Raw genomic sequence first — 20683 nt, forward strand, 5'->3', positions numbered from 1 at the left:
GTCTGCGCGCGCTGGGAGTGCCTGTCGAACCAGGTACCGGCAGTACCTGGTTCGACCAGCGGATGTCATTCGACGGGCCGGTGTCGTGCAGCGGGCACGATCACCATGAGGACGACGACCAGTGCGAGGACCAGCAGTACGGTGCCGCCGGTGAGCGCTGCGTCGACGTGCTCGGTCACCGCTGCTGGTCCGTCGAGGTTGGCGCCTGCGTCGGCCGCGAGTGCGACGAGAATGCCCAAACCGAGTGCCATTCCGAGTTGGTGCGCCGTGTTGACCAGTCCGGATGCCGCGCCGGCGTCCGCCGAATCCACACCGGCGATTCCTGCGTTCGTCAGCGGCCCGAACGCCAGGCCTTGCCCGGCGCCCACCAGGACGATCGGTAGTGCAACGTCCATGAGATACGTATCGAGTGGGCCGATGCGGCTCAACCATGCCATACCGGCCAGGGTCAGCGCCGTCCCGGTAGCGAGCAGAGTCCCGTTCGACAGCCGGGCGCCCAGCCGGGGCACAACGAGTGCGACGACGAAGTTGACGAGGGTCATCGGCAGGAAGCCGAGCCCGGCGTGCAGTGGGGAGAAGCCGAAGCCGTCCTGGAGCAGTTGGGTGGTGAAGTAGAAGAATCCGATCATCGCCCCGAGGTACAGCAGGCGAGCCGAATAGGCGCCGGCGCGTTCGCGACTGCGGAACAACCGCAGCGGCAGGATCGGTTGCTGCACCCGACTCTCGTGAACGACCAACCCGACCAGCAGGAGAGCCCCGAGTGCCAGAGCGGCCTGTACCCGTGCCGATCCCCAACCTGCCTCGGCGGATTCGATGATCCCGAAGATCACGGCGCCCATGCCGAATGTCGCACCGAGAGCACCGATCACGTCGAACCTTCCGGTTCGCCGTGGTGTTTCGACGAGCACTGTGCGAGACCAGACAATCAAGGCGACCGCGATCGGGACGTTGACCAGGAAGGCCGCTCGCCAGGAGATCCACTCGGTGAGCGCACCTCCGACCAGAAGGCCGAGGCTGGCGCCGATACCGGCCGTTGCGGCATACCAGGCAATGGCCCTGTTGCGGGCCTCGCCGTCGAAGTAGGTCGTGATCAACGCCAACGAGGTCGGTGCGACGATCGCCGCACCGATTCCCTGCACCGCGCGGGCGGCGATCATCCACCATCCCGCGGGCGCGATTCCGACGAGCAAGGATGCGGTTCCGAAAATCGCGAGACCGATCCTGAACAGTCGGCGCCGCCCCACGATGTCCCCCGCGCGGGCAGCCAACAGGAGCAGGCCACCGAAGACCAGGGTGTAAGCGTCCTGAACCCACGACAACGCCCCCGATGACAGGTCGAGTCCGGATCGGATGCTCGGCAACCCGGTGAAGATCACCGAGTTGTCCAGCAACACCATGAAATAGCTTGCCAGGATGATACCCAGAATCGCGGTCCGGGAGGTCGTGGCCCGACCGGACACAGCGGTGGTCACGGCCGGACCGCGACCTTGAGCGCGTCGCGGGCATCCATCGCGGCGTAGCCCTCCGGCGTCTGGCCGAGACCGACGGTGCGGTCGAACACCTTCCCCGGCTGGACAGTGCCGTCCAGGACCGCCGGAAGCAGCTGCTCGATGTAGGCGCGCACCGGTGCCGGACCACCGGTCAGCGTGACGTTCGGCCCGAACAGGCTCCCGAACCCGACTGGCGCGTCCTCGTACTGGGGCACCCCCACCCGACTGATCACTCCACCCGCGCGGACGACGCCCACCGCCTGGTCGTAGGCCGGCCGGTGACCGACCGCCTCGAGGACGACCGCGCTGCCCAGTCCGCCGGTCAGCTCACGAACCTTCGCGATCCCCTCCTCGCCACGCTTGGCAACCACATCGGTCGCGCCGAACTCGCGACCGAGATCGGTCCGCCGCTGGTGCCGTCCCATCAACACGATCTGCTCGGCACCGAGCAGGCGAGCCGACAGCACGGCCGACAATCCCACCGCCCCGTCACCGATCACGGTCACGACACTGCCCGCGCCGACGCCGCCGCGGACCGCGGCATGCCAGCCGGTGCCATACACATCCGACAACGTCAGCAAGGAGTTGAGCAGCGCATCGTCGGCGTCCTCGCCCACCGGTACCGTCACCAGCGTGCCGTCGGCCAGCGGCACCCGGACCGCCTCGGCCTGACCACCCGCCGTACCCAGCGAGGCGTCGTTCCAGAACCCGCCGCGCACGCACGAGGTCTGCAGACCCGCAGTGCAGAACACGCACGTGCCACACGACACCGCGAACGGTGCGATGACGAAGTCGCCGACCCGTAACGTCCTCACATCCGAACCGATCGCTTCTACGACACCGATGAACTCGTGGCCCATCGATCTGCCCGCAGGTTCGGCGTCCATGGAGTGATAGGGATGCAGGTCGCTGCCACACACGCAGGCCCGCACGATCCGTACCAGAGCGTCGGTGGACGACTGGATGGTGTGATCAGGAACATCGATGACGCGGACGTCGCCCGCGCCGAACATGTACGTCGCTTTCATGCCACCCAGTTGACCTCCATTCGGGCCGCCCGGGGAGTCACGGACGTTCCGGGTACTGCCAGTACCTCCCACATCCGGCGGTCACTGCCTACCGTGGACTCATGAGTTCGACCGACCTGCGCACCGAAATCCGCGAGTTCCTCAGCACGCGGCGCGCACGCATCACCCCGGAACAGAGCGGACTACCCGTGTTCGGCGGCAACCGCCGTGTCAAAGGACTGCGCCGCGAAGAGGTCGCCATGCTCGCCGGTGTCTCGGTCGACTACTACGTCCGCATGGAGCGCGGCAACCTCGCCGGCGCCTCCGACAGCGTCCTCGACGCCCTCGTCTCCGCCCTGCAACTCGACGACGCCGAACGTGACCACCTCTTCGCTCTCGCCCGGCAAGCACAAGCAAGCACCACCCGCCGCCCCCGCACTCCGCTGGTGACGGTCCGCCCGGCAATCCAGCAAGTACTCGATGCCATCACGGACGCACCGGCCTGGGTCCGAAACGGCCGCCACGACATCATCGCGATGAACGACCTCGCGCGCGCCCTCTACTCCCCTGTGCTCGCTGACCCCCGCCGCCCCGCCAACACAACCCGATTCGTCTACCTCCACCCTCAGGCAGCCGAAGAATTCTTCGTCGACTACGACACCATCGCCAGGGACGCCGCCGCCATGCTCCGACTCGAAGCAGGCCGCAACCCCCACGACAAGGCGCTCATCGCGCTGGTCGGGGAACTGTCCACCCAGAGCGAACTCTTCCGCCAACGCTGGGCGTCACAGGACGTCCGATTTCATCGCAGCGGTCGAAAACGCCTGCGCCACCCCTCCGTCGGCCAACTCGACCTCGACTTCGAAGCACTCGAACTGCCCTCCGAACCCGGCCTCCAACTCAACATCTACACCGCAGCCGCCGGCACACCCTCCGCCGACGCCCTCAAACTCCTCGCCTCCTGGGCCGCCAGCCAGGATCAGCTCGGCACCGAACACGACGCTCCCAGCAGACCGCATTGACCCCCGCACAGGCGATCGGTGGGCCGCCACCCTTGCGACAACGGCAGCGGCACACAGGATCATGACCAGATTCAGGAGAGTCAGAGTTGGAGGCCGGCGTGCCGGTTGGTGTCTTTGTAGAGCAGATAGCGGAAGCGACTCGGCCCGCCCGCGTAGCACGCCTGGGGGCAGAAGGCACGCAACCATAGGAAGTCGCCCGCTTGCACTTCGACCCAATCCTTGTTGAGCAGATACACCGCCTTGCCCTCGAGGATGTACAGGCCGTGTTCCATGACATGCGTCTCGGGGAACGGGATCGCACCTCCCGGTTCGAAGGACACGATGTTGACATGCATGTCGTGGCGGATGTCGGTCGGATCGACGAACCGCTGGGTCTTCCATGCGCCATTCGTGTCGGGCATCTCGACGCCCTCGATATCTTGCTCCCGGGTTACGAAGGACTCGGGCACCTCGATGCCGTCGACCTGCGCATAGGCCTTGCGGATCCAGTGGAACGTCGCGGTGGCCGGACCGTGGTTGTGCAGATTCCACCGGGCGCCGGGAGCGAGGAAGGCGTAGCCGCCCGCATCCAGCACATGCTCGACCCCGTCGAGTGTGAGAGTCAGCGCACCGTCGACAACGAACACGACCGCCTCGGCGCCCGGATCGGCATCGGGACGGTCACTACCGCCACCGGACGAGACCTCGACGATGTACTGCGAGAAGGTCTCCGCGAATCCGGACAACGGCCGCGCCAGCACCCACGCCCTGGTCCCGTTCCAGTGCGGCAGCAGACTCGCGGTGATATCGCTCATCGTGCGACGCGGCAGGACTGCGTAGGCCTCCGTGAAGACCGCGCGGTCGGTGGTCAGATCGGTTTGCGGCGGCAGGCCGCCTCGCGGAACGAAGTAGTTCATGCTTTCCTCATCGGTTGTCGGGACAGCGGCGGTGGCGAGCCACCGGTGATGTCGATCTTTCGCCTGTGGATCCCACACGAGAATATTCGTGGGGAGGGTGTCGGCGGCAGCCGAGTCCGGGCCCTCAGATCCGCCGCATCACCGATACCACCTTGCCCAGGACAACTGCGTCGTCGCCGTCGATCACGGCATACGCGGGATTGCGGGGCTCGAGGAAGACGTGGCCATCGCGGCGCCGGAGCACCTTCACCGTGGCCTCGCCATCAATCATCGCAGCGACGATCTCGCCGGAATGGGCTTCGTCCTGGCGGCGCACCACAACGACGTCGCCATCGCAGATCGCGGCGTCGATCATCGACTCACCGCGCACCCGCAGCCCGAACACGGTGCCGGAGCCGACGAGTTCGCGAGGGAGCGTCAGCATCTCATCGGCGTGCTCCTCCGCGAGGATCGGTGCGCCGGCTGCGATGTCGCCGACCACCGGTACCGTCACATTGTTTTCGGACGAACGACCTCGCTTCCCCTCGGAGAGGAACGGGCGCACGTCCAATTGCCGAGCCATGGCCGTGCCCCTTCGGAGAAAGCCCTTTTCCTCGAGGCTCTTCAGATGCTTGGACACCGACGACGCGGAGCGCAGGCCCACCGCGTCCCCGATCTGTCGGGTGCTCGGCGTGCACCCGTGTGCAGCCACGCAGTCCCGGATCGCTGCCAGAATCCGCCGCTGGCGGGATGGCAGGGTGGAGGCATCGAGGCCACCGAACATGTCGAGATCGTCGTAATCGGTCACCGAAGAATCGTAGGGGGTGACGACAGCCCCCTCGAGCACGGCGTAGGCGTGCGACCAGAAGCGGAGCCTGTCCCGTTCCACCTCACGGAAATGTCGACCTCAGTCGATGCGCCACCACCTGGAACCACAGTTGAGGGTGATTTTCCCCATGGACTTGAATCTCACTGCCCGCGGCTCGACGCCTCTACGCACCGTCGAGCCGCGCCCGATATCGACTCTCGCACAACGGGAACCGTCAGCTCAGTGCCGCAATGCACCGCACCGCACCGCGCTCACTCGGGCCGCTGCCATCTCGACGCGCGAGCACTGTTGGCTCACCGCAAGGCCAGACAGACGAGCACGTGACGGTCCCGCAGCCGCCGGCCCGGTGTTACTGTCGCCGATCGCCGACTTTCACGGGATGGTGAGCGCCGGCACTGCCAGAGGATCGGTGGGAGCCGGCGCGTGGCGGTTGGCCCCGACGAGGTCCCACGCGGTCTGCCGTGGCGCCACGCCGTCCAGTTTCCATTGCCCGAGCAGCAACGCGACCTTGGCCAGCATCTCGGTACGCAACCGCAGGAACGAGTCCTCCGGGTCGGTACCAACCTGACTCAGTAGGACCCACCAGGCCCAGGCGACTGCTCCGGCATTGGCGACGAAGTCTGGGACCACCGGAATGCCGCGGCCGGTGAGCACCGCCTCGGCCCGCGGGGTCGTCGCGGCATTCGCAGCTTCGATCAGGACTTTCGCTGCGACCTGGTGGACGTTATCCGAAGTGATCGCATACGAGATCGCGGCCGGGACGAGGATGTCTGCCGCGGTGGCGATCACAGCCGTGCTCGGCAACCGCTGAACATGCGAGGGGACGCGGGAGCGGTCGATCTCGCCGTAGCAGTCCCGCAGGTCGAGCAGCGCGGGAACGTCCAGGCCGTCGGGACAGTACAGCGTGCCGAAGGCGTCGGCGACAGCAATCACGCGCATACCGGCCTCGTACAGATACCAGGCCGCGCCGCCCCCCATGGTGCCGATGCCCTGGATTGCCACCGTCGTGTCTGCCGGAGTCCAGCCATATGCGTTCACCGTACCGATGCAGGCCTGCGCGACTCCGTAACCGCCGATCACATCGCCCAGCAGAAAACCGCTGGGCACGGGGGCGTTCAATGCTGCCCGTACCCGGCGTAGAGTCCTCTGCGGATCTTCGGCACGGCTGATCGCCGCATGGTAGGACTGCTGAAGGCCGAGTCGCGCGAAGACGTCGTCGAGCAGATGCTGCGGCACCCCCAGATCCTCCGCGGTCACCCAGTGCGCGGCCAGCCACGGGCGCATCGCCTGACAGAACCGCTCCAGAACACCGATGGCGCGGGGGTCCTTCGGGTCGAAGTCGATGCCGCCCTTCGCGCCGCCGACCGGCAGGTCGAAAACCGCGGTCTTGGCGGCCATGCCTTTGGCCAGATCCTCCACCTCCGACATCGTGCAGCCTGCGCGCATTCGGGTGCCCCCGGTTGCCAGGTCGGACACCAACGTGTGCACGACGAGGTAACCACGAGCTTCGGTGACCGGATCAGACCACGTCACACGTAAGAGGGGCTCACCGCCACGCACGGTCGCCGCATCGACCCGAGGTTGCGTCGCAGCGTTCTCACGGTAGTCAGACTCTCGGTGCTCGGGGGTGCGCCCGAACCCGCATTCCGTTGTCGTGGTCACCTCGAGTTACCCCAATCGTCCTCAGAAAATCTTCGCCTCCACGACCACTCAGCCGATGACGCCAGAGTGCGCGCGCTGGTGACCAGGCGTCCAGTTAAGAATCTTGAAGGATTGAGTTCACGCTTTCTACACAGCGGAGCGCGTGGTCCGGTTGGACGGTTCGGAATGGATGCATAGGCTGGCGGCATGGAGCTGTCATTGCGCCGGTTGCGGATGCTTCGGGAGTTGCATCGCCGAGGCACCGTGACCGCCGCGGCGCTGGCCTTGCATTACACCACATCCGCGGTATCCCAACAGCTCACCCAGCTCGAACGCGACGTCGGCGCAAAGCTATTCGAGCGGCGCGGTCGGCGGGTACAGCTCACCGAGATCGGCCTGCTCCTCGCCGAGCACGCTGAGGACATCATTCGATCGGTGGAGCGCGCGACCACCGCTCTCGAACAAACGCAGGACGGGGTCACCGCCCGATTGACCGTCGGCGTGTGGGCGTCCGTCGCGTCGAGCCTGGTGCCGAGTGCGCTGACGTTGCTGGCCGCCGAACATCCCGGCATCGAGGTGCGAACGAGGGAGCTTGCGCCGGAGGACACCGCAGTCGCGGTACGGGACGGGTCGCTGGACTTCTCGTTCGTGATCGACTATTCCGACTATCCGATGCAGTGGGACCCGGAGTTGACCAGGGTGGTGATCGCAGTGGAGCGACTGCACGCAGCGCTGCCTCCGGGAACGGTTTCCGCCAAAACGATGGCGCTGGCGGATCTCGCCGAGCATCCCTGGATCCTTGCGGGACCCACGTCGCACTTCGGCCGCGCGGTGCGCTTGGCCTGTCAGCGTTGCGGATTCGAACCCAGGATCAACCATGAGGTCGGCGAGCAGGCTACGGCACTCGCGATGGTTGCCGCGGGCCTGGGAGTCACCCTTGTCTCCGATCTCGGACTGACGCTGCGCCCGCCGGGAATGGACGTCGTCGCGCTCACCGAACCACTCATGCGGACCATTTCTATCGCCCATCGGGGGACGGAAGCGCACCGACCGCCGCTGCAACTGGTGATCGACGCAGTGCGTGCCGCGGCGGCCGCACGGGGGCTCGCGGCGCGCTCGCCGTACCCGTAAGCGCGTTCCCCCCCAGGACGGAACGTCAGGCGTGTGGGCGCATGGTTTCGAGCATGTAGTCGAGTTCGGTAATGGTGCGGTGGGGTGGGAGTGCGAGGATCGGCATCTCGGCGCCTGCGGTGTACCAGTGCTGGAGTTGGTCGTGAGCGGTGTCGGGTGTGCCCCAGACGGTGAGCTCGTCGAGGAGAACAAGGGCTTCGGCCGGCACGTCGGTGGTGTCGTGGGTCGGGTTGCCGGCGAGCACGGCCTCCACCTGCTCGCGGTATCCCCGTTCGCTCAGCGAGCGGCGGTAGAGCGAGCCCATGCTGGTGAGGTAGAACGCGACCCACCAGGACGCGATCTCACGGGTGGTTGCGTGATCGGCCGCGACGGCGGTGGGGACCGCCGGGCACACCGAGAAGCGTGTGGGTCGGCCGGATCGGGCGCCCGCCTGCTGGAGCAGGGCCCTTCGGCTGGGCAGCCACGACCGAGGGACCAGGAAGGGCGTCCAGCCGTCGGCCACTTCGCCGGCGAGTTGGATGGATTTGTTGCCGAGTCCGGCGAGGTAGATCGGCAGGCCGGTGCGCGCGGCGACACCCAGCCGCAGGGGCCGGTGGTCGTGGGTTGCCGTCGGGCGGACCCGGTCGCCGTCGAGCAGTCGACGGACCTGTGCGGTGACCGCGCCCAGCTTGGCCACCGGTGCGGTGAACGACTGGTCGTGCAGTCCTTCGACGATCGAAGGGCAGACAGCCGCATACTGCCCGCGGCGGACCGTTCTCGACACGGTGCTGGTCGAGGCGGCCGTCGTTGCGGGCACCGCTGGTAGTCGGGCGGATGGTCTGCACGCGACCGTCGCGCGGCGAGTCGCTGCTCGCGTCTACAACCACCATCCGCCGCTGACGTGCGTGTACTACTCCTATTGGAGTGGCCTCGGCGATGTGCGCGCGTCGTTCCACGCCAGAACCGGCCAGCTGATCCTGGTCTGGCCCACCAACGACGGGCTCACCTGCATCTACGTCGGTTGGCCCCGTCGGGAATTTCCGCGCGTCCGCACAGACCTCGACCGAAGCTTTCACGCCGCCCTCGATCTGGTGCCAGGACTGCGTGACACGGTCGCCTCCGGCCAGCGTGAACAACGTTTCGTCGGTACCGCCGACTTACCCAACCAGTACCGAACATCGGTCGGACCGGGCTGGGCACTCCTCGGCGATGCCGGCCACCACAAGGACCCCTCCACGGGGATGGGCATCGCCGATGCGTTCCTCAGCGCCGACCTGCTCGCGGAGGCCATCCACAGCACGCGCGCCGGCCGTCCCGTCGATGACGCCCTCGGCGACTACCAACGTCAGCGCGACCAGCTCACCGCCAACGGCTTCGAACTGGCGCTCAGCACGGCCCGCCTCGCGCCGCTCTCGAACGGACTCACGGCGTTCTACCGAGCGGCCGCGGCCCAACCGGAGGTAGTCGAGCGAATCTTCGGCGTCCTCGGCGGGTCGGTGCCCATCCGAGACGTCTACTCCGCGGCGAACATCGCGTCGGTTCTCGCACAAGCCAACTCTTGAACACACGTTCCATTGCGCGTGCACACCAGGCCGTACTCGCGGTGCCATCGGGTGCGCGGCGGTCCGTGCGGTGGTTACCCTCGCAGGATGACTGCAATTCCGGATTCCACGGTGGGCACGAACACAGCGGTGGCCGGCCTCGAGAGCACCTTTGCCGACGAGCTGGGCGCCCTGACGGTGCCGTGGCAGGGTGCCCACGCGCCGGACCCCACGTTGCTCGTACTCAACGAGCAGCTTGCGGCGTCGCTGCGGTTGGATGTCCAGACGCTGCGAAGCGAGGACGGGGTCGGCGTCCTGTCCGGATCGACGGCGCCGGCCGGGGCCAAGCCAGTGGCGATGGCATATGCGGGCCATCAGTTCGGCGGATACGCACCGCTCCTCGGGGATGGTCGGGCGTTGCTGCTCGGCGAGCTGACCAGCAGCGATGGGCAGCGGGTGGATCTGCACCTCAAGGGCTCGGGGCCCACGCCGTTCTCCCGGGGCGGCGACGGGTTCGCGGTAATCGGCCCGATGCTGCGCGAATACCTGGTCAGCGAGGCCATGTACGCCCTCGGCATCCCCACCACGCGCGCACTGTCGGTGGTCGCGACGGGCCAGAACGTTCATCGATACGGCGCCGAGCCCGGTGCCGTGCTCGCCCGGGTCGCGGCCAGTCACCTGCGGGTGGGCACCTTTGAATACGCGGTGCGGCAGGGTGAGGTGTTGCAGCCGCTCGCCGATTACGCGATCGCCCGCCACTACCCGGAGCTGACCGAACTGCCGCCGGGACGTGACGGTAATCGCTATCTGTCGTTCTTCGAGGCGGTGGTGGAGGCGCAGGCGTCACTGGTGGCGAAATGGATGCTCACCGGTTTCGTGCACGGGGTGATGAACACTGACAACACGACCATTTCGGGCGAGACCATCGACTACGGTCCGTGCGCATTCCTCGACGCGTTCGACCCGGCCGCTGTGTTCAGTTCGATCGACCACGGCGGCCGGTATGCGTTCGGCAACCAGCCCGTTGTCCTGAAGTGGAACTTGGCGCGCCTCGCGGAAACGCTACTGACGCTGTTCGATTCCACGCCGGATGACGCGATTACCGCGGTGTCGGCAGTCCTCGCGACCTTCGACGAGCGTTACGACGGCCACTACGCGGCCGGGATGGCGGCAAAGCTCGGTTTGGCCGGCGAACTCGTCGACCGAGCGCTGGTCGACGACCTGCTGACGCTGCTGGAGGAACACGGTGCCGACTGGACGGGCACCTTCCGTGCTCTCGCGGACGAACTACGCGGACATTCGACGCCTCTCGACGGCCTCGTTCCGCGAGAGCACATCGGGCCATGGCTGGAACGCTGGCGCGGCGACCTGACGAAACATGGGCGCGGGGCAGCGGAGACCGCGGACGCGATGGACTGCGTCAACCCGCTGTACATCCCGCGCAATCATCAGCTCGATGCTGCGTTGCGCGCCGCGACCGACGGGAGGCTCGCTCCGTTCGAGAAGCTATTGGAGGTCGTCACGCATCCGTTCGACCGCCGCGACGAGTGGTCCGACTACACCACACCCGCCCCACCGTCATTCAGCAAGTCCTTCCAAACCTTCTGCGGCACTTAACTTCCAGGACGGAGTTGCACGGCGACGTTCGTGTCGAGGAAACTTCTCGCCGACGATTCGTCGCCGGAACGACTTCGGTTGGTGTCGCCGCGACGGGATGCCGCCGTGCGCAGTTCGCGGCCGGCCGAAGCCGAATGCGATTGCCCGAGACGTCGAACCCCGTCAGCTGGCGGGATCGTAGTGGAACGCGCGCACCTCCTGCGCGCACCGGCAGGCAACCGCGATCTTCGCAGCCCATTCCAGTGCCGCCTCGCGGGAGGGCAACTCCAGTACCGCGTAGCCGCCTTCGAGCTGCTTCGTCTGCGGGTACGTGCCCTCGGTCACCGTGCCATCCCCATCGACCAGGACAGGCGGAACGCTCTCGTCGATTCCACCGCCGAACACCCAGACACCGGCGTCCTTCGCCTCCTCCACCACCGCGTGCGACGCATCCGACACTGCCTGCAGATCCTCGTCGGGAAGGACCATGGCACCACTGGGGAAAGAGATCAGGTACTTCGTCATCGCGTCGACTCCTTTCTTCTCACGTCAGATCGGAACCCATCCTCGCCGACACGGGCGCGGCGCGCACAAGATTCGCCCGCCCACCCCGAACGGTCGGAACAGGCCGTCTCACCACCGCGCTCACCGCGGGCATCAGGCACTTGATCAGCACGCCCGAGTGCGCGTGGGGTAAGTAGTGTGACGGTCGTGTTGTGGCGAGCCCCTGCACAGCGCATTATTCTGCGGACTGCCGTCCAAGGGCTGGAGATGATGGTGGTCGAGAACGTCACGTTCTCCGAGAGTCCGTCCGGCGACGATCGGATCGGCTTTTCGGGCACACTCGAGAGCAAATTCTTGACGACATCGCTTCCGCAGCAACTACGGGCGCAGACGAGTTGATCCTCGACCTGACTGGTGGCAGAACACACGTCGGATGCTGGACGCGGCACTCAAATTCGGGAGCTAGTCTCGGCGGCGAGAGTCTGAGGAGGTGGCGGCTATCGGTTTACGGGCCATCCTTCCCCCGACTTCGGCGTCAATGGCTCTGCGACGACTCACCATGGCCGATATCAAGCCCGATGCGACCACAACCTGCCCCAGCATCAGCGACGTCGGCAGTATCAACAACTCCCACCCCGTCGAACCATACGCCTGCGACCACACCACGATCACGATGGCCAAAATCCACGTCAAAGCCTGCCCCAACGTCATCAACGCGCCGGCCCACGTCCGATCAGCGCGTCGGACGAGCCCGATCGTGCCCGCGACCGCCCCCACCAACGCCGCGATCAAACCGACCGGTGTCGGGAGCAACACCATCAGACCGAGAAGCGGTCCAGGCTCGACTATCCCTGTGGTGACCAGTTGCGGCACTACGAATAGCCACACCGACACAGCGCACAGCACCGAGACGACCGATGCGCTCGTGGATACCTTCATCGCATCAACCTAGACCAGACATCAGGTTCACCCGGCAGTCCACGATTGCAGTTGAGACTCACCATCGCGCGATCCTGCGTGCAGCGACCGCGCCGAAATCGAGCGGGCCCGCCTCTGAATCAACACCAAGACTCCGTTGGCTACGACCCGCCCGACCTCGGCGACAGTCGGTAGACTCCAAACATGGGCAAGCGCACGGTCCCGAGCGGCACGGTGCATAGAGTGCCAGCAGACCTACGAACGGCGTTGGCCGATGACGGCCAGGCGCTGAAAGCGTGGAATGACATCACACCACTCGCACGCAATGAGTGGATCTGCTGGGTCGAGGATGCCAAGCTCGACGAAACGAGAGCGCGTCGAATCAAGCGGGCGCATACCGAACTGGCTGAAGGCAAGCGCCGCCCATGCTGCTGGCCTGGTTGTAGCCACCGGGAAAAGACCGGTAAGTAGAACCCTTCCACTCAGCCGCAGCCGACTTGTCCGATCCGGGACCTTCGGCCTCGCGCGGTCGTCCGCGCGACCTTGTTTCTGGAGACGACGAGGTCGCGCACATATTCGACGCAGTGGACAATCGACATAGCTTCAGCGCATGGAAGCTCGATGTAGTCGTATACGACTCGAGGAGCATCACATGAAAGCCGTTCACATCCATGAGAATCGAGGTCCCGCGAACCCGGAGCTACTCGTGCTCGAGGATGCCCCCGACCCGCACGCCGCCACCGGTGACGTGATCGTCCGAGTGCACGCCGCATCCTTCGTGCCCGACGAGCTCGACTGGCCAGGAACCTGGACGGATCGGGCCGGCCGCGACCGCACGCCGTGCATCCCCGCACACGAGGTGGCCGGCGTTGTCACCGAAGTTGGCTATGGCACCACCGGTTTCGAGGTCGGTGACCGTGTCTTCGGGTTGACCGACTGGCACCGCGACGGCGGCGCCGCCGAGTATGTCGCCGTCGAGGCACGCAACCTGGCTGCGATCCCCGACACCGTAGGATTCCAGGCGTCCGCGGCGCTGCCCCTCGCAGGTCTGACCGCCTGGCAGGGAATGTTCCGACACGGCGGCCTGGAGTTCGGCGACGCCGCCGACCGCACCGTCGTCGTACATGGTGGCGCGGGAGGGACTGGTTCCCTGGTTGTCCAGCTCGCGCACGCGGCCGGATCGCGGGTCGTCGCGACGGGACGGCGTGCAGCCGAGGAACGCGCCCGAGCCCACGGCGCAGACGGATTCCTTCCCCTCGACGGGGAACGCGACCTGGACCAGCTCGCACCGGTGGACCTGGTGTTCGACACCATCGGCGGCGATGCGCTCGCCCGATCGGCCGCGATCGTCAAGCCGGGCGGCGTGCTGGTCTCGATCAGTGCGCCGCCCACGGTGACACCACGCGGCGGACGAACAGTCTTCTTCATCGTCGAACCCGACCGATCAGAGCTCGTGAAACTCGCACAGCTCACCTCGCAGGGGTACCTGCGCCCCCACGTCGGCGCCGTCCACCCGCTCGCCGAGACACGGGCAGCGTTCCTGTCCAAACGGCGGGGCGTGCCGGGCTAGGTGGTCCTCGGCGTCCCGCCTGCGGGGTTGCCGACCTAGGAGGGCCCACGAACGGAGATCCCTCGAGCGCCGCGGTGAGTTTTCCCGTCACCTCTGGTCTGTACTGGTGTGAGTAGACACGAAGCGTGCGGGAGCAGTCGATTTGCCCGCGTGACGCCGACGGGCAGGTGCCACCGGTCAGCGGTGTACCGCTTCATGAACAGCAAGGAGAAAGTCTCATGACATCGACACCACCCTCCACGGGAACCTCCAACGCGACACCGGCGCCGACGGGCGGAACCACGAAGAAGGCCAGAATCGCTGGACTGGTCGTCAGCGCCCTCGTGGTGCTGTTTCTCCTGTTCGACTCGCTCATCCACATCGCGAACACGCAAATGGTGCGCGAGGCGATGGCCGAGCTGGGTTTTGCCGAGAACCTCAACCGTGTCATCGGGGTCGTTCTGTTGGTGTGCCTGATTCTCTACATCGTGCCCGCCACGGCGATTCTGGGCGCGGTGCTGCTGACCGGATACCTCGGTGGAGCCGTCGCTACCAACATGCTCACCGAGCAGCCGATCGTCAGCACCACCCTGTTCCCGATTTACGTCGGCATCTTCGTGTGGGGCGGTCTGTACCTGCGGGACGCGCGGGTGCGATCGATCATGCCTGTCCGACGCACGTGAACCACCACCCGACTGCTGGCCTCGAATGCCATTGACACCGAACGGATCGATGTTAGGTGATCGCGGCGTCACGCAATTCGGCGTATGAATCTTCCATCGCCACCGCCAGCCGGGCAACGTCGGGCAGCGCCTCGGGGTCTGTGCAGAGCCCGATACCGACGATCCCGGCGCAGGAGATCGCCGAGATCCGCAGCGCGTGGTGAGCTGCGGGCTCGGAGGAGGAGAAGAGCCGCTCGACCCGACGTCCGGAAACGCTGACCGGCACGGGCGGGCCGGGGACGTTCGAGATCGACAGGCTGAACTCGCGCGCGCTACCAGCGAGTCGCTTTGCGGCTTCCTCGACGCGTTTCACGCGTCCGAGAGCGTGGAAGAGATCGAACAGCTCTTCGGCGTCGTCGAGGAGCTTGCGCTTGCTGGTCTCGGCGTTGATCCGGTCGAGTCGGGTGAGCGGATCCGCCTCAGCGAGCGGCAGATCGACATTCAGGAAGGAATCACGGTTTCCGAGTTCGCCCGCTCCCTCGTCCCGGTGGTGCAGGCTGACCGGAACTTGAGCACGAAGACGCGGCAGGGCCGCCTGGCCGGCGCCGAGCCAGCTTCGCAGGCCGCCGGCGACGATCGCGAGGAGTACGTCGTTGACGGTTGGTCGACCGGGGCGTGAGGCGCCGATTGCCTTCAGCTCCGCGAGTGGGGCGACGGTGAAGGCGAGCTCGCGGGCGGCACTGATCGGGCGGTCGAAAGGCGAATGTGAACCGCGATGGCCGAGTTCACGATGCACAACCGCAGGCATCCGCAGTGCCTCGTCGATTCGCGACCGTTGCGGCGAAGCGGCGCGAAGGCCCGGCCGCGTTCCTCCCAGGGGCGGTTCGAGGTGCCGATCCCAGAGGACGTCGTCGAGGAAGCGAACCGCGCTGATCCCGTCGGCCATCGCGTGATGGATCCGCACCGCGATCGCCTCGCGCCCGTCGCCGAGTGGACCGATCAGATCGAACGTCCACAATGGACGCTCGTGGTCGAGGTGCTCGGACATAAGCTTACTGACGGCCCGCCACAGATCGTCGCGCGAGGCACACCCGGGCTCCTCCCGGCGCCGGACGTGGTCACTGATCTCGAACGCCGTCGCCTCGACCCAGCGCGGCTCCGGTCCCGAGGTATCGATCCGTTGCGTCGCTCGCGGCTGGCTCGAAAGCCGCTCCGCCACGGCAGTTCGCAGAGCCTCGACGTCGAGCGGGGAGGTGGCCGGCCCGAGAACGACGAGCTTGAGCGTGTGGCCGGTTATCACCGCCGATTCGAGCCCCAGGATATGTGCGTCGTCGGCGGACAGCCGATCGGGATCCTCGCGGCTCACCTCGGCAAGTCTATTCGGGTCGGCACCTTTTCGAACCAGGAATGTCGGTCCCGCAGCTCAGCACGGACCCAGAGTGTTGCTTGCCTATGTCACACCGTCCGCGGCCCGGCCCCGGCCTTCACAGCGGGGCGGTGATCGGCGCCTCAGGGGCGTGGGTGACAGCGGTGCGCCCGGTCTCGAGGTACTCGGTGACGGTCTGGTCGACGACGGCGTTGCCACCCTGGATCCCCGCACCGTGATCGCCTCCCTCGACGGTGACGAGGTGCGCCCCCATGTCGTGGGCGAGCTGAACTCCCCCCTGATAGGGGGTCTGCGGGTCGCGCATTCCCTGCAGGACGAGCGGGGCCGTCGCCAGTCCTCGATTGCCCAACGTGGGCAGCGCGACAACGGGCGGCGCACCGGTACATTCGGGCCCGGCGCTGTAGCTGTACCCGATGAGGTCGAAGAGATCTCCGGTGACGAAGGTGGAGAAGAGCCAACCCGGAATGCGGTCCGGCCGAGCGGCGACATTGTTCTCGTTGCACAGGACCAGTGACTGCATCATCTGGGCCTGGGCGATCCGCTCGTACTCTTGCTCCGTCAGGTCGTCCATCGCGGTGCCGTCGGGAATCGCGTCTCGACCGTCCCGGATCACCCGCGCCATGAGCGGCCAGCTGTTGCGGGCGGGAAGCACCTGCCGCGTCATCACGTAGATGCTGGACGACATCTGGGCGTGCGACGGGTCGGCGAGACGACGGACGAAGGCCTCGAACTGAACGCGTGCCGGTCCGGTGAGATCGACCCCACCGCGATAAGCATCCGCAACGGCCTGCAGGCCGGGCGGTACGTCACCGATCTGGGCGGGTGGTGGCGCGAGGGTCGGGTTCCCGCCGGCTTCCTCGACGATCCGGTCCGACCACCGCTGATACACCTTCAGCGGAGTGTCACCGAGCCCGTACGTGTCGTCGTGGGCGGCGATCCAGTCCATCAGGTCGTAGAAGCGATCCTTGTAGCCGTCGTTCTGCTGCCACAACACGTCGTTCCACAGCCACTTCTGGTCGACCGCAGAATCGAGGACCATGCGACCGGTGTGCTGAGGGAAGAGAGTCGCATAGGTGGATCCGAGAATTGTGCCGTACGAGAGGCCGTAGATGTCGATGACGTCCTCGCCGAGTGCGAGCCTGACCTGCTCCCAGTCCTTCGCGGTGTTCTCGGTCGTCAGGTGCGCCGTGGTGCCCGGCGCAGCGGACTCGCATGCGTTACGCGTCGCAGCACCGCCGAAGCCGAGGCTCATCGCCGTCGTCTGTTCAGGGGCCAGCACGCACTCGACCGCGCCGGCGTAGGGAAGACCGCGCGGTTGGACACCGATCACGTCCCACTGTGTGCGGACCGCGTCGGGCAGGATCTCGACGAACATGCTGTTCGAGCCGATCGCGTCTCCGCCGGGCCCACCGGGATTGGTGAACAGCACGCCGCGGCGCGAGCCGGGATCCTCGGCGCGGTGGCGGGTGACGAGCACGTCGATCGTGCCGGCGGCGGGGTCCGCGTAGTTGCGGGGAACGGTGACCGAGGCGCACTGATCGGATGCCGGGTCCAGCTCGTATTCGGCCGGGCAGGACCCCCAGCGAAGATCGTCACCCGGTGCCGGCTGTGCGGTGGCCAGCGGTACCGGACCCAGGGCGAGTGTGGCGGTGAGGCCGCCGACGAGGGCGACAAATCGCGTACGCCGTGCAAACCGCGCCCCCGCGCGTTGCCTTGAGTCCAAGTGCCCATCGATCCCCGGCATACTGTCGCGATCCCCCTCGTAGTCCAGTGTCGTGACGATCGTGGCGCCTGAGCCGCTGCGCAGCCAGCCCGCTCGCTCTCGCCCCAGCAGCCAGTGTCTCAGACGCACCACCGCGACGACCGGTAACCCGGAATCGGAGATGTCGCCACGGAATCCGGGTGCACACGTCTTTGCGGTGCTGCGTCATCGTGCACCACCGGCGGGACCGTGAAAGCCGGAACCGGAAGCGCTGACCAAGGGTTCGGCCGCGCCTGGCGTACTGTATTGGCGTGCGCTACGAGGTAGTTGAGTCCGACACCGCGACCGCATTGGGCAGCGGTGACGTTCCTGTGCTGTCGACCCCCCGGCTGATTGCGTGGATGGAGGCGGCCACCGTCACCTGCGCTGCATCGTTCATCGGTGCGGGCCAGACGACAGTCGGGACCGCTGTCCGAATCGAGCACCGCGGCCCGACACCGGTCGGTGCAACCGTCGAGATCGCGGCCGGGCCACCAGCCGCCGCTGTCGGCCACCGCCTCACCTTCACCGTGCGGGCGACCGATAGCTCGGGGAAGGTGGTCGCGTCAGGCGAGATCGACCGGGCGATCGTCGACCGGGACCGGTTTCTCGCGGCGGCGTCACCCGCGAAGCCTGATCGCTGACCGCGCATGTCGCGCACTCACCACTGACCGCCACGTCGCGACCGGCCCGATCCCCCAGCCCTGACGGCGGGCACGGTTACTCACTCGTCGCTGAAGAGTGACCGGTGGATCTCGGCGGATGTTTGCGTGGGGGAATCGCCGGTGCGCGGCGCGTCGGAGACGGGCTCCGGGGTGCTGTGGGTCAGCGTTCGCTGCGCAGAGAAGAGTGGGAGTTCGGACTTGTCGTGATCGATGGTCATTCTGTTCCTTGATTCAGGTGTATGTGGGCGCGGCCGGCTGGGGTGATGGGTCGTGGACGGCTCATTCGGCTCGCCATCAGGCGTGGTGCCCACCCTGGGAGATGGTCGCGCGGTGCGGATCTGCGCGGCGCCTGGGCGTGCGGGCCTGCAGCGCTTGGCATCAAATGGACGCTCCTTGCATCGGCCGCAAATCGGCCGGCATTCTCTCGAATCGGGAACGCGTGAGCCGACTCGCTCGATGCGACAACCATTCCGATTCACCAAGCCTATACCCCCATACCATCCGCCTGCTCAACAGTGAACGATCTCACTGCGTGGCGCCCCGAATAAGCGACCTGCTGAGGCGGCGCCGCCCTACCTCGTGTCTCGAGCGCACGGCCTGTTGCCGGCCGCTCGAGGTGAAGATCGGGCGATCTACTCGTGTGCACCACCCCGGGCGCCCATCGCAAGCGATACTGAAATGCCCCACCCTTTCCGAGGAGACGTGAACATGAGCCTGTACGCAGTTGTGGACCCCGCCACCGGAAAGACGGTGCGCGAATATCCGACCGCGACCGACGAGCAGATGCAGGCGGCGTTGTCCGCGGCGGAGAAGGCGCACCGCGAGTGGTCGCGCGGCTCGACGGTGGTTGAGCGCGCCGAACTGCTCCGGAAGGTCGCCGAGTTGCACACCGAACGCCGCGACGAACTGGCCAAGATCATCCAGCGGGAGATGGGCAAGCCGCTGGACCAGTCGTTGGGGGAAGTTGACTTCAGCGCCGCGATCTACCAGTACTACGCCGACAACGCCGAGAAGTTCCTGGCTGACGAGCCGATCGACCTGGTCGAGGGCGACGGTACCGCGCTGATCCGCCGCAACTCGATCGGTGTGCTGATCGGCATCATGCCGTGGAACTACCCCTACTACCAGGTCGCCCGGTTCGCGGGTCCGAATCTGGCACTGGGCAACACCATTGTGCTCAAACATGCACCGCAATGCCCGGAATCGGCGGCGGCACTGCACCAGATCTTCACCGACGCCGGATATCCGGAGGGCGCCTACGTCAACGTCTACGCCACCAACGAGCAGATCGCCGACGCGATCGCCGACCCGCGGGTCCAGGGCGTGTCATTGACCGGGTCCGAGCGTGCGGGCGCAGCGGTCGCCGAGATCGCCGGCCGCAACCTCAAGAAGGTGGTGCTGGAACTCGGGGGTTCCGATCCGTTCATCGTGCTCAGTTCCGATGACCTCGACGCCACCGTAAAAGCGGCAATAGAAGGTCGTTTCGAGAACACCGGGCAGGCGTGCAACGCCGCGAAGCGATTCATCATCGCCGAGGACCTCTACGACGACTTCGTCGGCAGATTCACCGCGGAGGTGCTCGCCACCGCAGACGGACTCGCGCCGCTGTCGTCGGTCGCCGCCGCCGACCGGCTGTCCGAGCAGGTGCAGCAGGCGATCGCCGAGGGCGCCACGCTGGTGTCGGAGGGTGAACGCCAGGGTGCCTTCTTCCCACCCGCCGTGCTGACGAATGTGTCGCGGGATTCACGAACCTACCGGGAGGAACTGTTCGGGCCGGTTGCGACGATCTACAAGGTGCGTTCCGAGGATGAGGCCGTCGAGCTGGCGAACGACACTCCGTTCGGTCTCGGCTCGTATGTCTTCACCACGGACCCCGATCAGGCCTACCGCGTCGCCGACTCACTGGAGGCCGGCATGGTGTTCGTCAATGCCGTTGGCGCCGAAGGAGTCGAGCTGCCGTTCGGCGGCGTGAAGCGCTCCGGTTTCGGTCGCGAACTCGGCAAATACGGGATCGACGAATTCGTGAACAAGAAACTCATCCGCGTCAGCTGACCCGACGATTCCAGTATTTCAGCGCCCTCGGCGTGCAGTTCGATACCGGCGCCCCCACCGGATACCCATCCGGCGACAGAAGTGGGGACCGCAC

Annotated in this window: 20 protein-coding genes; 10 read left to right on the forward strand and 10 right to left on the reverse strand. The window is 66.5% G+C overall.

The annotated features are described in order from the left end of the window. Positions 1-65: 65 nt before the first annotated feature. Positions 66-1472: an MFS transporter gene (locus tag RHA1_RS02770; RefSeq protein ID WP_011593827.1), complete on the reverse strand. Its 1407-nt coding sequence runs from the start codon at positions 1470-1472 to the stop codon at positions 66-68. After that, on the reverse strand, positions 1469-2518 hold the full coding sequence (locus RHA1_RS02775) for an alcohol dehydrogenase catalytic domain-containing protein (RefSeq protein WP_011593828.1): 1050 nt from the start codon (positions 2516-2518) through the stop codon (positions 1469-1471). The genes RHA1_RS02770 and RHA1_RS02775 overlap by 4 nt, the downstream gene beginning before the upstream one ends. A gap of 101 nt (positions 2519-2619) precedes the next feature. Between RHA1_RS02775 and RHA1_RS02780 the strand changes: the two genes are divergently transcribed. Then, positions 2620-3519, forward strand: coding sequence for a helix-turn-helix transcriptional regulator (locus RHA1_RS02780; RefSeq protein WP_011593829.1), 900 nt, complete (start codon positions 2620-2622; stop codon positions 3517-3519). 80 nt (positions 3520-3599) lie between these two features. Here the strand turns inward: RHA1_RS02780 and RHA1_RS02785 are convergent, their stop codons facing one another. The 3 genes from RHA1_RS02785 to RHA1_RS02795 form a co-directional block, all read right to left on the reverse strand. Then, positions 3600-4415: a bifunctional allantoicase/(S)-ureidoglycine aminohydrolase gene (locus tag RHA1_RS02785; RefSeq protein ID WP_011593830.1), complete on the reverse strand. Its 816-nt coding sequence runs from the start codon at positions 4413-4415 to the stop codon at positions 3600-3602. A 124-nt stretch (positions 4416-4539) separates the two neighbouring features. Continuing rightward, positions 4540-5202, reverse strand: coding sequence for a transcriptional repressor LexA (gene lexA / locus RHA1_RS02790; RefSeq protein ID WP_050787455.1), 663 nt, complete (start codon positions 5200-5202; stop codon positions 4540-4542). Positions 5203-5595: 393 nt separating this feature from the next. Further along, the gene (locus tag RHA1_RS02795) at positions 5596-6885 is read right to left on the reverse strand and encodes a glutamate dehydrogenase (protein WP_011593832.1); all 1290 of its coding nucleotides are present in this window, start codon (positions 6883-6885) and stop codon (positions 5596-5598) included. A 186-nt stretch (positions 6886-7071) separates the two neighbouring features. On the opposite strand from RHA1_RS02795, the gene RHA1_RS02800 reads away from it, so the two are divergent. After that, positions 7072-7995 carry a LysR family transcriptional regulator gene (locus tag RHA1_RS02800; protein ID WP_011593833.1) on the forward strand — a complete coding sequence of 308 codons (924 nt, stop codon included), beginning with the start codon at positions 7072-7074 and terminating at the stop codon, positions 7993-7995. A gap of 25 nt (positions 7996-8020) precedes the next feature. Here the strand turns inward: RHA1_RS02800 and RHA1_RS45595 are convergent, their stop codons facing one another. Next, the gene (locus RHA1_RS45595; protein WP_237726836.1) at positions 8021-8671 is read right to left on the reverse strand and encodes an LLM class flavin-dependent oxidoreductase; all 651 of its coding nucleotides are present in this window, start codon (positions 8669-8671) and stop codon (positions 8021-8023) included. Here RHA1_RS45595 and RHA1_RS02810 point away from each other — a divergent pair. Together RHA1_RS02810 and RHA1_RS02815 are read left to right on the forward strand one after the other, a co-directional pair. Further along, positions 8649-9536 carry an NAD(P)/FAD-dependent oxidoreductase gene (locus RHA1_RS02810; protein WP_237726837.1) on the forward strand — a complete coding sequence of 296 codons (888 nt, stop codon included), beginning with the start codon at positions 8649-8651 and terminating at the stop codon, positions 9534-9536. The two genes, RHA1_RS45595 and RHA1_RS02810, sit on opposite strands and share 23 nt — an antisense overlap. A gap of 87 nt (positions 9537-9623) precedes the next feature. Next, complete coding sequence (locus RHA1_RS02815) at positions 9624-11132, forward strand: protein adenylyltransferase SelO (protein WP_423816209.1); 1509 nt, start codon at positions 9624-9626, stop codon at positions 11130-11132. 162 nt (positions 11133-11294) lie between these two features. Here the strand turns inward: RHA1_RS02815 and RHA1_RS02820 are convergent, their stop codons facing one another. Then, a complete protein-coding gene (locus tag RHA1_RS02820; protein ID WP_009473200.1) occupies positions 11295-11636 on the reverse strand; it encodes a YciI family protein in 342 nt (113 codons plus the stop codon). A gap of 538 nt (positions 11637-12174) precedes the next feature. Here RHA1_RS02820 and RHA1_RS50300 point away from each other — a divergent pair. The 4 genes from RHA1_RS50300 (at position 12175) to RHA1_RS02835 (ending at position 14765) form a co-directional block, all read left to right on the forward strand. Continuing rightward, entirely contained in the window at positions 12175-12567 is a 393-nt protein-coding gene (locus RHA1_RS50300; protein WP_167540920.1) for a hypothetical protein, read from the forward strand. Positions 12568-12737: 170 nt separating this feature from the next. Beyond that, positions 12738-13004: a YdeI/OmpD-associated family protein gene (locus RHA1_RS45600; protein WP_011593838.1), complete on the forward strand. Its 267-nt coding sequence runs from the start codon at positions 12738-12740 to the stop codon at positions 13002-13004. A gap of 181 nt (positions 13005-13185) precedes the next feature. After that, entirely contained in the window at positions 13186-14103 is a 918-nt protein-coding gene (locus RHA1_RS02830; RefSeq protein ID WP_011593839.1) for an NADP-dependent oxidoreductase, read from the forward strand. Positions 14104-14321: 218 nt separating this feature from the next. After that, positions 14322-14765 (forward strand): DoxX family protein, encoded by a 444-nt coding sequence (locus RHA1_RS02835; RefSeq protein WP_011593840.1) that lies wholly within the window; start codon positions 14322-14324, stop codon positions 14763-14765. 52 nt (positions 14766-14817) lie between these two features. On the opposite strand, the gene RHA1_RS02840 is transcribed toward RHA1_RS02835, so the two are convergent. Then, positions 14818-16110 (reverse strand): wax ester/triacylglycerol synthase domain-containing protein, encoded by a 1293-nt coding sequence (locus tag RHA1_RS02840; protein WP_011593841.1) that lies wholly within the window; start codon positions 16108-16110, stop codon positions 14818-14820. 118 nt (positions 16111-16228) lie between these two features. Further along, complete coding sequence (locus RHA1_RS02845) at positions 16229-17875, reverse strand: alpha/beta fold hydrolase (protein WP_011593842.1); 1647 nt, start codon at positions 17873-17875, stop codon at positions 16229-16231. A 269-nt stretch (positions 17876-18144) separates the two neighbouring features. Here RHA1_RS02845 and RHA1_RS02850 point away from each other — a divergent pair, with 269 nt between their 5' ends. After that, entirely contained in the window at positions 18145-18516 is a 372-nt protein-coding gene (locus RHA1_RS02850) for a thioesterase family protein (protein ID WP_011593843.1), read from the forward strand. An 80-nt stretch (positions 18517-18596) separates the two neighbouring features. Here the strand turns inward: RHA1_RS02850 and RHA1_RS50305 are convergent, their stop codons facing one another. Then, positions 18597-18755 carry a hypothetical protein gene (locus RHA1_RS50305; protein ID WP_016880869.1) on the reverse strand — a complete coding sequence of 53 codons (159 nt, stop codon included), beginning with the start codon at positions 18753-18755 and terminating at the stop codon, positions 18597-18599. Positions 18756-19245: 490 nt separating this feature from the next. Between RHA1_RS50305 and RHA1_RS02855 the strand changes: the two genes are divergently transcribed. Further along, entirely contained in the window at positions 19246-20589 is a 1344-nt protein-coding gene (locus RHA1_RS02855; protein ID WP_011593845.1) for an NAD-dependent succinate-semialdehyde dehydrogenase, read from the forward strand. Positions 20590-20683: the final 94 nt, after the last annotated feature.

It is taken from the genome of Rhodococcus jostii RHA1, assembly GCF_000014565.1.
GTDB lineage: Bacteria > Actinomycetota > Actinomycetes > Mycobacteriales > Mycobacteriaceae > Rhodococcus_F > Rhodococcus_F jostii_A.